Source organism: Winogradskyella sp. PC-19 (genome assembly GCF_002163855.1).
Taxonomy (GTDB): domain Bacteria; phylum Bacteroidota; class Bacteroidia; order Flavobacteriales; family Flavobacteriaceae; genus Winogradskyella.
The window spans coordinates 2460778-2480191 of sequence record NZ_CP019332.1; the positions used below are offsets into that span (position 1 = coordinate 2460778).

Here is a 19414-nt window from a genome sequence, read left to right on the forward strand (position 1 = left end):
CGAAAGCTTTTGCTTTCTGTTTTTTAATATAGGTTTCGGTTTTATAATTGTATTTATGTGTCTTCATCCATAAAAATGATATTAACTTGTGAGTAAAAAAATAGTACTTTTCAAGTAGGATATAGTTATTGTATTAAATTGTTGTAAGCAAGCTAAAAAAGAACAGAAATGTCTAAAATGTACAATTATATTGACCAAACAGGAATTCCATTTAAAAAGCTCGATTGCTTCTCAGTCAGAGTTCAAGAAAGAAACATTTTAAATAAGTTGAAAATTGAATCTGATGAAACAACAAATAAGATTATAAATAAGGGAGAATTAATCATTTCTACACATAACCACCCCAATATAAAAGCACCTGATTTTCCAAATAAATTCATGCTTAACAGAAAAGCCCAAGAAGAAATTGTGATTAATTGGTTAAAAGATACCACAGGTTATGTTGTTGATGATTTTAAAACTCTTTTTGAACTTCCTGAATTGAATGGAAAACCTTTTTTGTTGCAAATTGAAAGAGGTATACGGAATTACTTTTTAATTCTAGCGAATCATATAGTTGATGGAGATATGATTGTAAGAGAAAAATACCATAGTTATCATGGTTTTGTACAGGAAAATTTCATTAAAACATTTGGACAAATAACAAAAATAAACGGAACTTTAGGTATTGACGGGAAAATGAATGACTTTGCAAACTTAAACGAAGTTGGTGGCGATTTGTGGTTTTCTAATCACGTTTACCAAGAAAATTTAGAATCTATTTATCCATTAAAAATAGTTTATGGTGATTTAAATTTAAAAAACACTCATGCGTCATTAGAGTGTTTAGAAGAAGTTGGAGGGAATTTGAATTTAAGAAAGACTACATGCTATAATATTTCATCTTTAAAAAGAGTTGGTGGTAATGTATTAATTTCAAAAAGTCAATTCGAAAAATATGATTTTTCAAAAGTTGAAATTAAAGGAAAAATCAAGATTTTTAATGATAAATTTAATCATAGAGTACTGACAAGACCACATTAATTATTACAAAATAATTTAAAAAATAGATGAAGTCAATAAACAAATAAACTTTATGTTCATCACAAGAGTTCACTTTGTGTTTTCTCAACTAGTTGAATATATAGATAGCTAAATTGTTATTTCTTAAAGGTAGCCCTGTTCCAAAACACCCACTTAAACCTCAACCCAATCTCCGTAAAAGTAAATCCAGCAGCAGTCGCAGAGGCAATATTACTATGGGTGCCATAAGCGTTAAGTAAACTACGCTCAGAAAACTTGTACCCAAAAGCACCTTGTAGTCTATACGTACTTTGCTTGGCATCGTCTTCTATAAACTGGTAACCAAATGCTGCGGTTAGGTTGTAAAACCACTCGTTTGGTTTAGCAACTGCTTCGTCCTTTATAAGGTTTACAAATACTTCGCCAGCATTAAATTGCTCTGGGCTAAAGTAAATACTTGGTACTTGGTCTTTAAACGTAATGTACTGGTAGTTAAGTCCAACTTTTAAAGAGGGTTTTGCCAATAGGTTATAGTACAATGAAGTAAATAGTAAGTTACGGTTATTGCCATCGTTCTGGTCCGTAAACATGTATTGTGTATACCAACCTAAATTAAAATTAGTGCTTAAATTATAAGTGGCGTAGTAGTTGTTTTGCACTAACTCTTGGTCTAATAAATCGGCATTAAAACTTTCGACTTGTCTTTTATAACCAACTGCGATGTTCTGTAATTTTAGTGCATTGATATTAAGTGATAGGTCAGTCACTAATTGTGTAAAATCGTTAGTTTCTGCATTTGCTGCAGTGATACCTGCAGTACCATTAACTGTAATATTTGGTATAAGTTGGTATGCCAAGCCTAATGAAAAATTGTTAGAGCTTGCCGTATTATTTGTTACTGTATTATTAGTGGTTCTGTAATTATAGCTTCCTAACACCTTTAGTTTTGTAGATAGCGGATAGGTTACTGTGGTATTAAAGGCAAATGCTTTATTATCTCCATTATCAAAAGTATGTGATGCTTTAGATTCTAAAACTGGTGAAAAACTGCGGTCTAATTGGTCAATAAAATTAACGGCATCTTTTTGGTTGTCATATATTTTTAATGTGTTTTCTGCCCAAGTATACGCATCGTCAAATCTACCTAAGGCTTTTAGGGTATTAGCTTTTCCCAAGTTGCCATCAAAAGATGTACTGTCATTTTCTAAAATTCTGTTATAATCGGCGAGACTCTGCTTAAAATTGCTTTTGTAAACATTTAGTGTTGCTCTTAAAGCCAATACCCAATTTTTGTTAGGATGCTTCGCGATTAAGTCTGTAATAAGATGTGTCGCAGCGCTGTACTTTTTATTCCAAATCAATGCTTGTGCATAACGCTCAGTGGTTTGTTGTGCTACATTTGCATCTGTATTATCAGTAATGCTATTATAAGCTTCAGTACTTATTTGTAAAGCCTTTTTTTCTTTTCCGTTTAAATGCGCTACCAAAGACAAACCGTTTTGTGCTAACATTAGATTTTCAGGTTGTTTGGCTAGACGTTGGTAGGTTAGCTCGGCATCATCAAGCTTTTCCCATATTAAATACAAGTTGGCCAGATTTAGTAAAGTGTCTTTATCGTCATTAAATAATTCTAGGTTTTTTATTAATAACTGTTCTGCCTTATCATAGTTTTGCTGTTGTTGGTTTTGGTAAGCGTAACCCAAATAGATATACTTTTTTGAGGTTAGCGCATTAGGATTTCCCGGGGAAACAGCTAATGCATTATTGACTTGAGTTAATGCATCTTCATATTCTTTTAGATTAGATAAGGTATTTGCATAACCTAATAATGCAGCAAAGCTTTTTGAGTCTTCAGAAACCAAAGTCTTGTAATATTGTTTTGCAGCTTTAAAGTTATTGGTCCACAAAAGAGATTCGCCGTAGTTTAGTTTTACTTCAAAATCATTTGGATAGTCTTTAAGTAAGTCTGTAAATAGTGTATTCGCTTTTTCTGCATTACCATTAAGTCCAATAGCGCGACCATAACACAAACGTGCCGTCTTATTATTAGGGTATGTCTTTAGTATGGTACTAAAAAACTGTTCTGCATTTGCGTATTTCCCCGTTTCTAAATAGGTAAAACCGTCTTGCATGTCTTGTGCTTGTGCAGGTAACGTAAACAATATAATATATGCAATTCCTATTAATTTTAAAGTCTTCATATCTGTTGTATTTAACTAATTGCAAGTTACGGACAAGAACCGTTTCATTCATCTACAGCAAACGACCATCCGTCGAAATAGATTGCACATACATGGAAATACTAAAGATATTTGTGTCAGAAATAAATGTAAAACATCAAAAAAATAAGAAAATATGGCTCTTACAATTAAAGAAAACAATGGCGCTTATCAATTAGAAGGTGTACTAAATGTAAACACTGCAAATCACTTTTTAACGCATTGCGAAATACTACTTAATGCGTTTGGAAAATTAACTATTGATATAGAAAAAACAAGCTTAATAGATAGCGATGGTATGCGCGCTATTAAATCACTATTTGCAAATGCAAATACTAGTCAAAGAAAATTTTATGTGATTGGTACAGGTTGTAAAGATATCTATGACGACATGAGAACCACAAACACAGCTGCTTAAAAACTAATTAATAAAACAAAAATCAAAATAGTATGGCAATTACAATAGAAGAGAATAACGGCATATATGAAGTGCAAGGTCCCTTGACAGTAAATACAGCAAAGAACTTTCAGTCGCATTGCGAACTTATCATGAATCATGATAAACAACTTACTATTGATGTTCAGTTTTTGACGGATATAGATGAAGATGGCATTAAGGCAATACACGCCTTGTATACCAATGCAATTTATAAGGATTGCGCCTTTTTTATAGAAGGTAATCGTAGTAAAAAGTTATACGAAGCATTTCCTTTTACAGTTGCAGCAGCATAAAACTTAGTAATAACTACAAATCAAAACAACATGCAATTATTAACAGCTATAAAATCAAAACGCCTTACGCCAGAGCAACTATTTATGTTGAGTGTATTGGCTGTAAATGGTGGTAACTATCTATATAATCTTATTTTGGGTCGTTTACTGGGTCCTAGTCAATTTGCAGATGCGGCAGTGCTTATCACATTTTTATTGGTGTTGTCTTTTATGGCAATGACATTTCAGTTGGTAACTGCAAAATTTTCGGTACTTTTTGAAAACGAAATCTTTAATAATTTCATTGCCAAGGTTTATAAGCAGGCGTTTTTTGTGGGTCTATTATTGGGTGTGATTATTGTTGCCTGTGCGTCTCAATTGCAAACACTATTTAATACATCATCTTCCACGATGTTTGTCATATTTGGTTTTGGTGTTCCGCTTTATTTTTTGATGAGTGTAAATCGCGGTACGTATCAAGGCAAAAAAGCCTATAAATCACTTTCTATAACGTATCAAGGTGAAATGTTAAGCCGTCTGCTAATAACACTAGGTTTGATTCTGGTTTTTAATATCCAATCTTCAGCAGTTATAGCTATAGGAATTGTGATCTCTTTTGTTTTTGGATTATTTCCTTTCAAAACAAAGCATGTTAGTATTAAGAAGCTCATTCCGTTAGACTCAAAATATAGTAAGCAGATTAAAAATTTCTTCTTGCTAACTGCTTTTTACGAGTTAACTCAAATCATTATAAACAATAGCGATATACTATTGGTAAAACATTATTTCGATTCTTATGACGCTGGTTTATATGCATCATTAGCATTAATAGGTCGTATTGTATACTTCATAGCTTGGATGTTTGTAATGTTGCTTTTACCTGCTGTTGTTGAGCTAAAAAAGGAAGGAAAGGAAACAGCTTCTGTTTTATTTAAATATGTAGGATATATAGCTTTAATATCAGCAGTTATAGTATTGGCGTGTTTAGTGTTCCCAGAGTTAATAATACAACTACTATTTGGAGAGCAGTATCTTACCATGGCGCCTTTGTTATGGAAATATGCTATCGCTACATCTATGTTTGCCATCTCTAACATTTTTGCGTATTACTATTTGTCTTTAGATAAATACGTGCCTGTAATTATCTCTGGTGTTTTTGGAATGTTACAAATGTTGTTAGTCGTATTCTATCACGATTCTTTAGAGCAAGTTGTACATATGCAAATCGTTGCAATGGCATTACTTTTAGTCATACAAGTGCTGTTTTTTAAAAGCGAAAGTCTACTCAATAAAAAAAGCTAATCTAAAGCTAATGACCATTCGTCTACAGCAAAATGCAACCCAACTACACCAAACAATTTTAATGACTTTTTAGCTGCAAATTTGTAGTGTAAATAAGAAATAACAATTATAAAAACAATATCATGAAACTAGCAATTGTAACAGCATATCCGCCAAGTAAAGTCACTTTAAACGAGTACGCCTATCACTTGGTAAAACAGTTTATAAAAAATAAAGATGTTACAGAATTAATTTTATTAACAGATAAAACTGAAGGTGCAAAGGGTATCACTTTTACAGAACAAGGTTGTAAGATTACAGTAAAAGAATGTTGGTCTTTTAATAGCTATGCAAATATCTTTTCTGTAACAAAGGCCATCAACAAAACTAAGCCAGATTCAGTATTGTTCAACTTACAATTCATGAAGTTTGGTGATAAGAAAATTGCTGCAGCTTTAGGTTTATTATTGCCATTGGTTTGTAAACTAAAAAAGATTCCTAACATCGTATTATTACACAATATACTTGAGGAAGTAGATTTAGGAAGTGCAGGATTTACATCAAATAAATTGATGAAGAAAATCTACGGATTTATTGGTACAACGTTGACTAAATTTATTTTGCAAGCGGATACCGTTGCAGTAACCATGCAAAAATATGTGGATATCCTTGAGGAAAAATACAATGCAAAGAACGTTAAGTTAATACCTCATGGTACTTTTGAAATTCCTGCAGAACCAGATTATAGCCTGTCTAAAGGACCATTTCAAATTATGACCTTTGGTAAATTTGGTACCTATAAAAAAGTAGAAGGTATGATCCAAGCCGTTGAGATGGTGAGAAAGTCAACCGGACTAAATTTAGAAGTTGTAATTGCGGGTACTGATAATCCAAATGTACCTGGGTATTTAGCTCAAGTTGAAGAAGATTATAAACACGTCCCACAAGTAAGATTCACAGGTTATGTTGAAGAAGAAGACGTGCCAGTAATATTTAATGAAAGTGCAGTTGTTGTTTTCCCGTATACATCTACAACAGGAAGTTCAGGTGTTTTACATCAAGCCGGAAGTTATGGTAAAGCTGTGGTTATGCCAGATTTAGGAGACTTGGCATTACTGGTTCAAGATGAAGGTTACTTAGGTGAGTTTTTTGAGCCAACAAGCGTAAAAAGTTTAGCCTATGCTATTGAAATATTAGTAACAAATGAAGCACATAGATTGCATATAGCTAAAACTAATTATAAAGCTGCAACATCGCATCCTATGTCAAAAATTACACAAATGTATATTGAAGAATTCCAAACTATTATTGAAAGTAAGTCAATAGTAGTAAAAGCTCAAGAAATTATTCTTTAGACGAGATATATTTGTACGATGCCTTTTTTACCCCATTTTCATTTATAAAACCAAAATATTTTTGAGCATTTTGCCTCCAAGGAAGTCCGCCTACGACTTCCTTTGGTATTTCCGTAAAATCGTACAAGGTCCATGACATAAATTGAATCTTATTTTCAGAGAAAATGGCTTGGATTTTTTGATGATAATCCGCCTGATCTTTTTCGCTATGACCTGTAGGATTCCAGATGCCATTGTAAGACGATAATCCAAACTCTGTAATAATAGCTGGCTTATCTTTAATTTTTGATTTTAAAACTTTATAACTCTCAGAAAGTTTTTCTAAATCTTCATAATAGTGAAATGTTACAAAATCTAATTTATCAACTAATATATTAGCACTTTCTACATTAGACCAACCAATGGTAACTGGGTGATTAGGGTCATAAAGTTTTACTACATCTATCATTTTATCTAACCACGTATTTACCAATTCTTTTCCTCTTGATTCAAAATCTAAATTAGGCTCATTCTTAATATCCCAACCCATTAGAGCTTCATGATTTTTTATATGGTTAACAACAATCTTAGCATGCCTTTGATTTAATGTCCAATCTAACACCGAATAATCGCCATAAAAATCAAATAGTGTTACTAATACTTTTAAGTCTTTACGTTCTGCAATATCTAAGACTGTAGATAGTTTTTCTAGCTTATCTGCTTTGATATTAGACTTTCCAAAGTCTTCGTAGGGAACAAAAATCCTGATACTATTTAATCCAGCATTTTTTATGATTTCGAAGTCATTACTTATAATTGAAGCATCAAAATTATCACCATACATGTCCCAAGGTGTATTTTGCGGATAGTAATTAATACCTTTTATGTTGGAAGTTGATAATGGTTTTTCTTTCTTTTTTGGGTAATAAAATTCACTACTAGTTTTTACAAGATGTCGTATTCTCCAAAAGCCATCTTCTAATAATAAGATAACTTTATAGGTAGATTTTTCATTTATCTCTGTTATGAGTTTTTCTCCTTTAAAAATGCGTTTGTATTCAATCACATCCTTATCAGTTAGTACGGCCATTTGCCCATCTTCACTAAAAAATTCTAGATTAGGGTTGTGGGATAGGCTTGTGCCTTCAATAGAAGTTGTGTTTTCTTTGTTTTGGTCTATTATACCGTATAGATTTAGACGAGCACTCTCTGTGTAATAGTCATCTAGGCCAATTTTTGTATTAGATTTAAAGGAAATATGCTTTACATACCAAGCGTCTAAATAATCGTTTTCAATAGATCTTAAAGTCTGTTGGTCCATTGACCTGCCTTCATTAGTTAATGGACTCCAATTAAATTCTGGCAGATATTGGTCTACTTGTTTAATTTCTGTATGCAACATTTTACTTCGGTCTGCTCCTGTATTTAGATATGTGAAGATTGCAGCTATTCCATAAATAATTAATGACATAATAACAATGTAGATTAGGAGTATTACACCACGCAATATGTTTTTGTTCATACTACTACTCATAGGTGATATTTTTAAAAGATTTGACCAAGCCAGCAGATTCTATAATAAAACTGTAGGTTGATTCTGGATACCTATCGGAATTTAGTTTAAAGATGCCGAAGCCTTCTAAAGTAGTCACTAATAATTCATCTTCTAAATTATTTTTATTGTAAATTTTTAATCTAATTTTCAGTCCATCTGGGATTTTCTGATTCATAAAGCTTTTGATAGGTCCAATTTTGATAGTTCTGTTATTATCTAAAAAAGAAACTTCAAAATCTGAGACAGCTTGCTTATAGTTCAACGCAATACTATTACTATTTGCCATACCTTCAATATACGCTTTGACAGACCATTGGTCTTCCTCATCTGGATGTAATATTTTTGCTGTTGCAACACCATTAATTGTTGCTCCGAAGGTTTGAGTTTTATTACCGTTTTTATCTGTTATAAAAAAGTTTACAAAGGTTCCATCACTAACAATATTATTATACCTATCTCTTATTATTGAAGTTGTAAATGTTGTCATTTGATTACCATCTGCATAATCGTGAATTCGTTTAGCATTAATGGTAAAATCTGTAGGGATGGCTGGCATAACATTGACATCAAACTCTTTTGAGTTAAGTTCTAAGCATTCTGAACTAATTAAAATACGTCCGCTAGGTTGGTAAGAATAGATATTCTTATAAGCAAAACCGTGTTTAGTAAATACAGAATCACTAACCTGTTTATCCAGAAACTGATGTTTTACTTGGACTTTAGTGCTGTCTTTTAGAGGATTGTCAAGATTGTCAGTTGGTATAGTAACAAGCATAGTGTAATCTGTTTTGCCAGCCTCAATACTTGGAGGTCCAAGGTAGCTTTCTATTGTTTTAATAGCTTCTCTAGGTTTTATGTCAATTTGCCCACGAATTGTATTTGTTGGTGTGATTAGTTGCCAATTTAAAACACCGGATTTTTTAGATAGTGCTATCGGAATTTTAAATATGAGCGCCTTATTATTGATTTTAGGATCTAATAACGCAGAACCATAACTATTTGAGCAATATAATTGAACATCTGAGTTTGAGGTAAAACTAAACTTAAGACTTATATCTGCTCCAGCAACGTAAGTGGTCGTTTGGCTTAAAAGTTTATAATCTGATACATCATTGGTATCTCTCGCTCTGTTTGGAGAGACAATGATTAAAAACCAAAGCAATATGTAAAAATGTTTAGCTGTCATTAATTAGGACTTCCTATATATGTGTTCACTTCTAATTTTATGAAATTATATGTTTTATGTTCTATGTTTTGAAGTTCTTTTTTATTGTGGTTTGTAATTCTATTTGCAATTATTTTGTCTGAAATAGCTGTATTTGGCAGACCATTTACATAACAATTACTCATGTCCTCGTTAATAACTTCTACGGCTGAGTTGTCAATAATTTTATATTTAAAAACACCTTGCCGTTGTTGTCTTACACCTTCTGTAATGAATAAATGATCAACCCATTTTATTTTTTTGTCTTTACTGTAATATGAGACCAACAGCTGAGGTATAGTTACCTCTTCCGTACCCATATTTACTATAGTTCCATATACATAGTTTACTTCGGATTTGGATACTGAGATAGCCGTATTTTTAAATAAATCAGAACCAGAGACGTTCCCAGCGGCTTGAAGATTAAATTTAGTTGGTTGTTCTTCAAATGCAATTGGGGTAAACTCATCAGGGTTAAATGTTTTGGGAATAGAGTCTTTAGTTTGTGACCATGCAATACCCTCAAAATTTATTCTAAAAGATGTTACCTCTTTAGGTAACAGTTTGTGTTTTACATGATATTTGGCATTATATGTGGCTAGCTCTTTATTGTTATCATTGTATAGCGTACCCTTTAGGACCACATCAGATGGGACGTTATCGATATTTTGAATTTCACCAATGATAGCATAACTGCCTTTGTGTTTTACAAGTTTGGCAGTTAAAATCTCGAGTACAGGTTGTTTTAAAACGTCTTCATGATGTGTTTGCTCTGTAGTTATGCGTCTTCTACCTTGATTAAAATAAGTTGTTTTGTTATCAGAATATAATTGGTCTGGCGGAAGGTCAGTAGGTTTATCTTCAGGTTGTAAGTACCACTTGCCATTGACTTTAATAAGCTTTTTAAAGTCTATTTTTTCAATCATCTCTAAAGGTGTTATCCAATCTGTTGTTACCTTTAAGCTTGCTAAATCACCTGTTTGACTAATAGTTTCTGTTGTAAGAGATTCTAGTTTTGCATATGAGCTTAATAATCCATCGGTTACAGATATCTCTAACATATATTGTGCTATAGAAAGCTCACTTTTTGGATTGATTAAACTGTGTGCTTTTTCAAACTCTTTAAAATCAAGCGCATCATAGTAAGTCAAAACGGCATTCTCTGGCGAATGATGTGATTCATTTTTTATATAAAAAAAATACACGCCGTAGACCACGAAAATTGCTAAAATAACAGACCAAATATGAGTTATACGTAAAACACTTCTAGAGAATTTTGAATAGTTATTCTGAAATTTCATAAATACAGGTGGCGCAGTAATTCTAGTTTTTAACGCATGGACTAGCAAGAATTGAACATTCAAAATAAAAGCAATCAAGACGCTTAAGAACGGCATTGTACCCCATAGTATTTTTTGCCAAGTAGCTACATCATCTTTTGGTAAAATAGATGACAATGGAGGAACATTTAATTTTTCCCATACCATAATACCATTTTCTAATTGGCGTAATCTTTGCCAGCCACAGAAATATAAAATAGGATCATAAAATTTATCATTAGAAAAAATATATTTCAGATTGTATTTTTCTGGCGTGGTCAAAAACTGCTGTAACGAACCAATTCCTTCTACGCCTTTAAACTTTGAGTTTTCTAGGCGTTCTGTAGGTCGTGTAGTGAGTTCAGGAAGTCGTCTAGCAGAATGATAATTTCCATCTACAGATAGCGCATTGGTTTGTGCTGATAACCAAGCCATCTGATCTCCAAAACCCAAGGTCATGTAACGCCATTGGTCGTGTTGATCTTGATTAAGAAAATTTACAATGGGTAACATTTTAATCTTCTGCGGTTGTGATGGCTTAAAATAGCCAAGACTCATTGTAAATATGGTCATAAATAAAAAGAGCCCTGCTAAAATACCACCTGAAATTCTATGAAAAACAGCACCAAATTTATTCTGAATGAGAGACTTTAAATCGCCTTCTACAAAACGATAAGCAAACTCGCCAAATAATGGTAAGGACATTATTGAAGCCCAAAGCGTAAATCTATCTAGGGTTAATATGTTAAATGCAGTTTCACCAAGTACCATTCTTGGAATTGGAGTAGTGCCACCTGTTCCTAAAACAAAGAGTATTGTAATAGATAACCCAAAAAAGAGATACCGCTTGCTGTAGTATCTATAAAAAATATAAGGTAATAATATGAGTAAAATCCCCCAAGGGATTAAAAAGAAAACCAATCCTGAAGACGTGATTTCAAGAAAATTATCTCTCGAGCCATGTGGTATTGGTACCTGGGTAATAGGGTTGTTTTTAGAGTTTATCCAATACGGTAGTATGCATCCAATAATTATAGTTAAAGACAGCATACCAAAGCTAATAATACGTTTAAAGAGTTTAAAGAAACTATTGATAAACACCTTTATAGTCACTTCTTTTATGGTCTTTACCTTTTCTTTAGCATCATTCATGATAACCATTCCTATTAAAGGAAAAATGAAAAATATCATACCAAAGATTGGGGTGACATGATGAGAAGTAACTGTGACTGCTATTAAGGATAAGGACGTACCTAGGTAACGTTTTTTACCTGTTTTAAGCCATAAGTATATCTCTGGTAATGCATGCATAAGTATAGAGATACCAATGATACCCGGTAATTGACCAAAAATATGAAGGGTTTCTACAAATGAGGAAGAAAACACGGCAAGTACAGCGGCATAACCAGCAACAGTTCTATTTGCCGACATAAGAAGCGAAAATCTGTAAACGCCAGTTATAAAAAGTATAATACCCAAAAGCGCAACTGTAAACATTCCAAACTTTAATCCTCCAATTAATGAGAGTGCGGCAATGGATTGATGGACTAATGGAGGATAACTCATAACAGTAAAACCGGTATACCATTTTGTGTTCCATGGTTCAAACCAACTCGATGAATAATGGTCTGCAAAAAATAAGTGTATCAAAGCATCATAGGTAGTTTCTAAAGTAAAGAAGATAGAAGTACCATGAAACGCAATACCAATGAGTAGTGCAGCAATAAGATATTTATTTGAAGTGTTTTTCACTAAGCAGTATAGGTCTTAAGTCTACAGTGTAAAGATATATAAATAAAAAAGCCATTTGATTTTTAATCATCTACACCATTTTACCATTCGTCTACACTTAGAAGCGCATTAGTCTAAATTAAACTTTTTGAAGACGCTTTAAAACTAATTTTGAGGTATAATTAAAACAATAAAATAAATTATTATGAAGGTTTTAGCAATAGATGATCAACAATTAGTACTCCTTCCATTACAAAAAAGATTAATGGATTTAGGATACGAAGTTAAAATAGAAACTGATGCTTCTAATGGTCTAAAGACTTACGATGTATTTAATCCAGACTTAGTAATAGTAGATTTAAACATGCCAAATGTATCGGGTTTTGAGGTGATCAATCATATAAGAGTAAAAAGAGCTTCTCAAACGCCTATTATGATTTTGTCTGGTAATACTCAAGACGATGCAATAACAGCTGCTTTTGATTTAGGTGTTAACGATTATATGAAAAAACCATTAAGCCTTGTAGAAATATGCGCAAGAGTTAAAAACTTAATCGGTGCACCACAAATGCAAAACCAATCTGTTACAGCATCTAATATTATAATTCAGCAAAGATGTGTTGGTGTTGTTATCCCTTGTTATAATGAAGAGGAACGTTTATTAAGTGAAGAGTTTTTAGATTTTGTAAATACAAATTCGGGCTACCATTTATGTTTTGTTAACGATGGAAGTAAAGATAATACTTTAAATGTTCTTAAGGATTTGCAAAAAGGAAGAGAAGACTATATCACTGTTTATGATTGCGAAAAAAATGGAGGTAAAGCTGAAGCTGTAAGACTCGGAATGTTACACATGTCTAAAAAAGAGGATTTAGATTATATAGGGTTTTTAGATGCCGATTTATCTACTGACTTAGCGGATTTTGACGATTTGGTTAAAACTATAGAAACATCAGATTTTAAAATTGTAAGTGGATCTCGTATTTCTAGAATGGGAGCAAATATCACAAAAGAATCAGCACGTAAGATTATTAGTTTAACGATTAATTACATCATAAGAAAAATTCTTTCCATGGATTTTAAAGATACACAATGTGGTGCTAAGATTTTTCATAAAGATGTTATAGATATAGCCTTTAAAGAAAAGTTTGTTACTCAGTGGATTTTTGATGTTGAAATTTTCAAAAGAATGACAATGCATTTTGGACTAACTAAAGCTAAGTCAATGTTATGTGAACAACCATTAAAAAGATGGATACATACCGATGGCTCTAAATTATCAATGAAAGATTCAGTAAAAATAGTTTTTCAATTAGCACAAATAGCTTGGGTGTATAGAAACAAGAAAGAATACGTAAAGTATGACACAAAAGGCGAAATAGAAATCATATAAGCTACTAAACATAATGAAGTTAGGAATCATAATAATTTTTAGAAACAATGCAGATAAAATTGATATTGAAGCTATCTCGAAAAGCCTAAAATCTGTAAGTGATTTGGTCTTGTGTGTAGTAGATAATCAAAGCAAAGATGATACACTAGAAAAGCTTAAAGAAGTCAGAGAAAATTCTTCAAACGTTGAGGTTGTAGAAATTAAAAAACATAGCACTTTAGAAGCAGCAAAAAAAGCTGGAGCTCGGTTTATGTTCAATACTTATAATTTAAAACATCTAGGCTTTATAGATGTTAATGCTATAGAAAAAAATACCCTAGATGTTAATAATGTAATAGAGTTAGTTTGCCAAAGTCAAGGTTCTATAATCGATTTTGATAAAGAATTAAAAAGAGAGACACAAGTTCGGCAGACTTTTTTTAAAAGTATCTTTTCTGTACTAGATTTTCTTAAACAGAATCATTTAAATAATTCATCTGACACTACTTTTTTGTCAACAACTTAAAAAAATAAATCATGCAAGCATATCCAATAAAATTCAGACCAATACTCAAAGAAAAAATTTGGGGTGGACAAAAGCTCAATAAATTATTTAGAAAAGCATCTAACTCTACAAATTTGGGCGAGAGTTGGGAAATTTCAGGAGTAGAAAATAATATTTCTGTAGTTGCAAATGGTATTTACAAAGGAAAAACGTTAAATGACTTAATTACTTCTTACAAGAGTAGTTTTTTAGGTTCAGAAAATATCAAAACCTATGGCGAGAATTTTCCTTTACTTATTAAGTATTTAGACGCAAATACAAATCTTTCTGTACAGGTTCATCCTGATGATAAGATGGCTAATAAGTATCATAATTCATTTGGAAAAACAGAAATGTGGTATGTGATGGATAGCGAAGAAGATGCCGAAATTATTGTAGGATTGAAGGACGAAAACTTAGATAAAAATAAACTAGCTGAAATAAATAAGAATAACGTCAGTGATATATTCAACGCTGTAAAAGTAAAAAAAGGAGATAGTTATTTTATTCCGGCTGGTAAAGTGCACGCCATTGGAGCAGGAGTGGTTGTTGCAGAAATACAGCAGACAAGTGATATTACTTACCGTGTTTATGATTGGGATAGAGAAGATAGTAATGGTCAAAAAAGAGAACTCCATATAGACTTAGCTCAACAAGCAACAAAAGTTTTTTCTTCAAGTGGAAAGGTAAGTCATAATACTCAAAATTGTACAACTGCTAATTTAGTGGACTGTAATTATTTTACAACAAATGAATTTACTGTTTCTGAATCTATGGTTAAAAATTACAAAAGTTTAGACTCATTTGTAATCTATATGTGTGTGGAAGGAAGACTTAAGGTAACAATTAATGGTCTTTCAGAATTTCTTGCTGAAGGAGAAACTATATTGATTCCTGCTAATTGCGAAGAGGTAATTTTGGATTCTCAATCTTCAAAACTATTAGAGGTTTACATAGATTAAATGAATAGACATTTTAGTGTATTGTTTTAGTGAGTTGATTAAGATATGGGTTCCTTACTAAAGCTAAAAAAGTATATATTTACATATGCTCTTAGCCCTAAATCAAGAAACAGATTTAAGTTTCTTTTCTAATATTCTAATATTATCATTAATAGGTTTTTTTGTACTAAAGTATATTATAAGGTATGCTGAGCAATCTTATGCCGAGGTCAAGAAAAAACCTTTTGTGCTTAATTTTGTAGTTTTTAAAAAGGATTTATCCAATAAAGAAGAAAAAATTCTAAATAATCAGTTTAGTTTTTATAAACGTTTGTCAAATAAAGAGCAACTTATCTTTAAGCATCGTTTATCTGTATTTATAAATAGTAAAGAGTTTGTAGGAAGAGAGAATTTAGAAGTTACTAGTGAGATGAAGGTATTAATTTCAGCCACAGCAGTTATGATAACTTTTGGTTTTAGAAACTATAATCTGCCAATTATAAATACTGTTTTGATATACCCAAAACCGTTTTACTCAAAGCAGAATGAACAATTACACAAAGGAGAAGTTAACCCTAGATTGTCAGTTATTGCATTATCATGGGAAGATTTTAGACATGGTTTCGATATAGAAAATGACAATCTTAATCTAGGTATTCATGAATTTACTCATGCTATTCATCTAAATAGTTACAGAAATAATGATGTTAGTTCCTTAATTTTTAGAGATGGTTTTAATGAATTAAAAAGTTTTTTAAAATCTAACGAGTTAAAGCGACAGCAGCTTATTACTACAAAATATTTTAGAGAATATGCATACACAAATGAGTTTGAATTTGCGGCAGTTTTAATTGAATGTTTTATTGAAACACCTGATGAATTTAAATCTAATTTTCCAACATTATATAACTATGTTAAGCAGATGCTTAATTTTAATTTTGCATCCTTTTGACCTTTTCCTTTGATTTTAAAAAATGAAATTAAGTATCTAACACATATTTAGTTTTTGATTTCATGCCTAACTTTTGGGCTTCTGCACCATTAAATAATCGCTTAAAGGATAAAAAACACGATAAAACGCAAATTTTATCTATATTTGGTTAAACTAAAAAACTAAATTATTATGTCAGAAACAATTAAAGTGTCTAATGTATCCATCTCCCAAATTGAAAGTGGAGAAAGTTTTCAAAGTCAAGAAAATCCACTTGTTTACTCGAGTCCAGTAGTCAACGGACAAGTTACAGTTGGAGTTGTTGCACCATTTCATAACAATGTAGATGCTTCAGTACTGCCATCTATTTCAGTTTCGGTTGGTGATGATGGTAACGATGTGTTAATTACCCCATCATACAATCCACAAATGCCTTTAAGCACAACTTATACACAAGTGGCTAAAATTTCATTTACATTAAACGATGTGGCTTTAAATATGGGTGAAGCAGTTATCAATGTCACTGTTGACGAAGAAGGCTTACCTGATAACAACTCAGATAGATTAGGTGACCCTAAAAAGAAAACAAAAGTTACAGCCTCTAATGGTGGTTAAAAAATAACAGAGTAAAATTTTTTCACATTAGCAGATATATCTATTTTAGTTGTATGTCTGCTAATTTTAGTTTAGTACTTTTTTTGTTGTATATCCCACTTCTTTCTTTTGCACAAAATGGCAATTGTACGAGGCAGGATCTTATAAAATCTTTTTCCAAATCTGAAAAGCTCCTTGAAGTTGATGAATTTATAACAAAAGGAAAGAATGAAGAAGCCTTCAAAATAATTAGGGACATAAACTCTAAACAGAATTTTGACCAGAGTTTAAGTGGTATCTTATTCTTTTTAGAAGCACAAATTCACAACAACAATGGCTCATTTAACAAAAGTTTAGAGGCCTATAACAAAATTTTAAATAAGGAATCTACTAATAAGGATTTGCTTTTTTACACTTATTTAGGAATTGGTGCAAGTTATATGTCAGGTCTTAGAGAGTTCGAAGAAGTAATTCCTAATTACAAAAAAGCAGAGGCATTATTAGATAGTAATTCATGTAAAATAAAGAAAGCACTTGTTTATGAAGCTTTAGGAACAGTTAATTTGCTCAAAGAAAATTTAAAAGATTCCGAAAGTTACTATTTAAAAGCACTAAATATATACCTCAAAGAGAGAAATGTTCTTAGCACAGCGCGAACTTATAATAACCTAGGTAATCTGTATTTTGAACATGACTTCGACCAAAAAGCAAAAGTATATTTTTTAAAAGCATTAGAATCTTTTCCTATAAAAGACAGCACAAATATTCATTTACGAGAAAAGTTTAATTATAATTTATTCGCTGTAAACGAGTACTTGGGAAATTATAAAAAAGCAATCGCTTACTTAGAGAAATCAAATTCATTAAGGGATTCTATATTGAATCGTGACAAAGTCTGGGAAATCGCCGAATATGATAAAAAGTTGGCTATTTCCGAAAAACAAAAAGAGCTAACAATTCTCGGAGCAGAAAACAAGGCTAAAGAAGCTCAACGAAATGCAGTTTTTATATCTGCTGCTGTATTATTACTATTGTTAGGCGTAAGTATGTATTACTATATACAAAAGGTGAAAACCAATAAAATAATTTCCTCTCAAAACGAAACGTTAGATAACCTTAACGCTACCAAAGACAAACTGTTTTCTATTGTTAGTCATGACTTAAGGTCTTCTGTAAATGCCTTAAAATCCAATAACAAAACTTTAATCAATAGTCTTCAAACAAAAAATTTAGAAAAGTTAGATGGATTGTTGGCATCAAATAGTAGTATTGTAAATGGTGCCTATAATTTATTAGATAATTTGCTTAATTGGGCTATGCTTCAAACTAAGCAAACTTACTTTTTAATAGAGCCACACAGGTTACATCATTTAGTAGGGCAAGTTGTTTTTAATTATGAAGCTTTATTAAAGGAAAAGGAAATAACTTTCAAAAACCAAGTTTCAAAAAATGCCAAAGTTCTTATTGACAAAGAATCATTTAAAATAATACTCCGTAATTTTTTAGACAACGCTATCAAATTCACACAGAAAAATGGTGAGATTTCAATATTATCGAGCCTAGATGATGATTATTGGCAAGTTATAATTGAGGATAATGGATTAGGTATGAGAGCAGATAAAAAAGCCGAATTGTTAAGTGATAGTAAATTGCTTTCTAAAAAAGAGAATGAAGGTATTATTGGTACTGGTCTAGGTATGCATTTATGTAAATCTTATATTAAAAAAAACAAGGGAAAATTCGATATCGAAACGCAATTCGGTATTGGAACAAAAATCATTGTATCTTTACCAAAAGCCGATGTAGATGGATAAAATTAATGTGCTTATAGTAGAAGATACAGTCTCTGAAAGAGATGCACTAATTCCTGTTTTAGAAGCAAATAATTATAATGTTCTTGGTGTAGCGTCAACATTTAAAGACGCACTTCAGCTTTATAATAGTACTAATCCAGATGTTCTAATCATTGATATTTTTTTAAACGGCACACCAGACGGTATTAACTTTGCGGAGTTTGTCGATGCTAGTAGTAACGGCTCAAAGCCCTTTGTGTTTTTAACTAGTTCTACTGACAGAAAAATTTTCGAAAAAGCTAAGCTGGCTAAACCTTTTAGTTACTTGTTGAAACCTTTTAATGAACTAGAATTACTTTACGCAATTGAGATGGCTGTAGAAAAGTTTTACAACCAAAACGATGTATTTTCTGGAGATGAAGAAGACACTGTAATAAGTGATGAGCATTTATTCATTAAAAAAGGGAAATCACTAAAGAAGGTTCTTGTTAGTGACATTATTTATGTCGAAGTTGAAGATAAATATTGCAACGTTGTAACTGAAAAAGAAAATTTTGTCATTTTAATGTCTTTAAAGAAGATGATAAAGTTTTTAAACTCTTCTCTTTTTTATCAAACACATCGACGTTTTGTAGTAAATATTGAAAAGATTCAAGAAATCACGATTTCAGATAATTTAATCTTACTTTCTGGAGGTCACAAAGTTGATATTAGTGATAATTATCGTGATGTCATAAAAGACATTAAAACGTTGAAATAGTTTGGGTTTTTCCTTTACTTCAAACTTTCAAAATTTAATACCAAAAAATTCCGCTTTCGCGAATAAGAAATTCCGTTTTACAACATTTTAAAAATTTTGCCTGAGTTTATACTGTAGATTTGT

16 protein-coding genes are annotated in these 19414 nt (G+C 31.6%); 12 read left to right on the forward strand and 4 right to left on the reverse strand.

What is annotated here, in order from left to right; genetic code table 11:
- The first annotated feature begins 168 nt into the window (after positions 1-168).
- Entirely contained in the window at positions 169-1023 is an 855-nt protein-coding gene (locus tag BTO05_RS11260) for a hypothetical protein (protein WP_157662581.1), read from the forward strand.
- Between the two features lie 116 nt (positions 1024-1139).
- Here the strand turns inward: BTO05_RS11260 and BTO05_RS11265 are convergent, their stop codons facing one another.
- Positions 1140-3203, reverse strand: a complete 2064-nt coding sequence (locus BTO05_RS11265; RefSeq protein WP_087492761.1) for a tetratricopeptide repeat protein — start codon at positions 3201-3203, stop codon at positions 1140-1142.
- Between the two features lie 154 nt (positions 3204-3357).
- On the opposite strand from BTO05_RS11265, the gene BTO05_RS11270 reads away from it, so the two are divergent.
- The 4 genes from BTO05_RS11270 to BTO05_RS11285 all read left to right on the forward strand — a co-directional run bounded on the left by BTO05_RS11270 (position 3358) and on the right by BTO05_RS11285 (position 6568).
- Complete coding sequence (locus tag BTO05_RS11270; RefSeq protein WP_087492762.1) at positions 3358-3639, forward strand: STAS domain-containing protein; 282 nt, start codon at positions 3358-3360, stop codon at positions 3637-3639.
- A 32-nt stretch (positions 3640-3671) separates the two neighbouring features.
- The gene (locus tag BTO05_RS11275) at positions 3672-3953 is read left to right on the forward strand and encodes an STAS domain-containing protein (RefSeq protein ID WP_087492763.1); all 282 of its coding nucleotides are present in this window, start codon (positions 3672-3674) and stop codon (positions 3951-3953) included.
- 30 nt (positions 3954-3983) lie between these two features.
- On the forward strand, positions 3984-5234 hold the full coding sequence (locus tag BTO05_RS11280) for an oligosaccharide flippase family protein (protein WP_087492764.1): 1251 nt from the start codon (positions 3984-3986) through the stop codon (positions 5232-5234).
- A gap of 122 nt (positions 5235-5356) precedes the next feature.
- Entirely contained in the window at positions 5357-6568 is a 1212-nt protein-coding gene (locus BTO05_RS11285; RefSeq protein WP_087492765.1) for a glycosyltransferase, read from the forward strand.
- On the opposite strand, the gene BTO05_RS11290 is transcribed toward BTO05_RS11285, so the two are convergent.
- From BTO05_RS11290 to BTO05_RS11300, 3 genes are read right to left on the reverse strand one after another with little or no spacing between them, the layout of a single operon-like run.
- Positions 6558-8081 carry a cellulase family glycosylhydrolase gene (locus tag BTO05_RS11290; protein ID WP_087492766.1) on the reverse strand — a complete coding sequence of 508 codons (1524 nt, stop codon included), beginning with the start codon at positions 8079-8081 and terminating at the stop codon, positions 6558-6560. The genes BTO05_RS11285 and BTO05_RS11290 overlap by 11 nt on opposite strands.
- Entirely contained in the window at positions 8074-9288 is a 1215-nt protein-coding gene (locus tag BTO05_RS11295) for a hypothetical protein (protein ID WP_087492767.1), read from the reverse strand. Before BTO05_RS11295 ends, BTO05_RS11290 begins: the two co-directional genes overlap by 8 nt.
- Positions 9288-12377, reverse strand: coding sequence for a hypothetical protein (locus BTO05_RS11300; protein ID WP_087492768.1), 3090 nt, complete (start codon positions 12375-12377; stop codon positions 9288-9290). Before BTO05_RS11300 ends, BTO05_RS11295 begins: the two co-directional genes overlap by 1 nt.
- Before the next feature lie 184 nt (positions 12378-12561).
- Here BTO05_RS11300 and BTO05_RS11305 point away from each other — a divergent pair, with 184 nt between their 5' ends.
- From BTO05_RS11305 to BTO05_RS11335, 7 genes are all read left to right on the forward strand, one after another.
- Complete coding sequence (locus BTO05_RS11305; RefSeq protein WP_087492769.1) at positions 12562-13749, forward strand: response regulator; 1188 nt, start codon at positions 12562-12564, stop codon at positions 13747-13749.
- 13 nt (positions 13750-13762) lie between these two features.
- Positions 13763-14254, forward strand: a complete 492-nt coding sequence (locus BTO05_RS11310; RefSeq protein WP_087492770.1) for a glycosyltransferase family A protein — start codon at positions 13763-13765, stop codon at positions 14252-14254.
- A gap of 11 nt (positions 14255-14265) precedes the next feature.
- Complete coding sequence (locus tag BTO05_RS11315) at positions 14266-15234, forward strand: type I phosphomannose isomerase catalytic subunit (protein WP_087492771.1); 969 nt, start codon at positions 14266-14268, stop codon at positions 15232-15234.
- Between the two features lie 85 nt (positions 15235-15319).
- On the forward strand, positions 15320-16165 hold the full coding sequence (locus tag BTO05_RS11320; RefSeq protein WP_087492772.1) for a zinc-dependent peptidase: 846 nt from the start codon (positions 15320-15322) through the stop codon (positions 16163-16165).
- Between the two features lie 171 nt (positions 16166-16336).
- Entirely contained in the window at positions 16337-16759 is a 423-nt protein-coding gene (locus tag BTO05_RS11325; RefSeq protein ID WP_087492773.1) for a hypothetical protein, read from the forward strand.
- A gap of 53 nt (positions 16760-16812) precedes the next feature.
- On the forward strand, positions 16813-18552 hold the full coding sequence (locus BTO05_RS11330; RefSeq protein ID WP_087492774.1) for a tetratricopeptide repeat-containing sensor histidine kinase: 1740 nt from the start codon (positions 16813-16815) through the stop codon (positions 18550-18552).
- Positions 18545-19291, forward strand: a complete 747-nt coding sequence (locus tag BTO05_RS11335; RefSeq protein WP_087492775.1) for a LytR/AlgR family response regulator transcription factor — start codon at positions 18545-18547, stop codon at positions 19289-19291. Before BTO05_RS11330 ends, BTO05_RS11335 begins: the two co-directional genes overlap by 8 nt.
- Positions 19292-19414: the final 123 nt, after the last annotated feature.

Coding starts and splice junctions, on each gene's coding strand:
- BTO05_RS11260 (WP_157662581.1), top strand. CDS start 169: ATGTCTAAAATGTACAATTATATTGACCAAACAGGAATTCCATTTAAA.
- BTO05_RS11265 (WP_087492761.1), bottom strand. CDS start 3,203: ATGAAGACTTTAAAATTAATAGGAATTGCATATATTATATTGTTTACG.
- BTO05_RS11270 (WP_087492762.1), top strand. CDS start 3,358: ATGGCTCTTACAATTAAAGAAAACAATGGCGCTTATCAATTAGAAGGT.
- BTO05_RS11275 (WP_087492763.1), top strand. CDS start 3,672: ATGGCAATTACAATAGAAGAGAATAACGGCATATATGAAGTGCAAGGT.
- BTO05_RS11280 (WP_087492764.1), top strand. CDS start 3,984: ATGCAATTATTAACAGCTATAAAATCAAAACGCCTTACGCCAGAGCAA.
- BTO05_RS11285 (WP_087492765.1), top strand. CDS start 5,357: ATGAAACTAGCAATTGTAACAGCATATCCGCCAAGTAAAGTCACTTTA.
- BTO05_RS11290 (WP_087492766.1), bottom strand. CDS start 8,081: ATGAGTAGTAGTATGAACAAAAACATATTGCGTGGTGTAATACTCCTA.
- BTO05_RS11295 (WP_087492767.1), bottom strand. CDS start 9,288: ATGACAGCTAAACATTTTTACATATTGCTTTGGTTTTTAATCATTGTC.
- BTO05_RS11305 (WP_087492769.1), top strand. CDS start 12,562: ATGAAGGTTTTAGCAATAGATGATCAACAATTAGTACTCCTTCCATTA.
- BTO05_RS11310 (WP_087492770.1), top strand. CDS start 13,763: ATGAAGTTAGGAATCATAATAATTTTTAGAAACAATGCAGATAAAATT.
- BTO05_RS11315 (WP_087492771.1), top strand. CDS start 14,266: ATGCAAGCATATCCAATAAAATTCAGACCAATACTCAAAGAAAAAATT.
- BTO05_RS11320 (WP_087492772.1), top strand. CDS start 15,320: ATGCTCTTAGCCCTAAATCAAGAAACAGATTTAAGTTTCTTTTCTAAT.
- BTO05_RS11325 (WP_087492773.1), top strand. CDS start 16,337: ATGTCAGAAACAATTAAAGTGTCTAATGTATCCATCTCCCAAATTGAA.
- BTO05_RS11330 (WP_087492774.1), top strand. CDS start 16,813: ATGTCTGCTAATTTTAGTTTAGTACTTTTTTTGTTGTATATCCCACTT.
- BTO05_RS11335 (WP_087492775.1), top strand. CDS start 18,545: ATGGATAAAATTAATGTGCTTATAGTAGAAGATACAGTCTCTGAAAGA.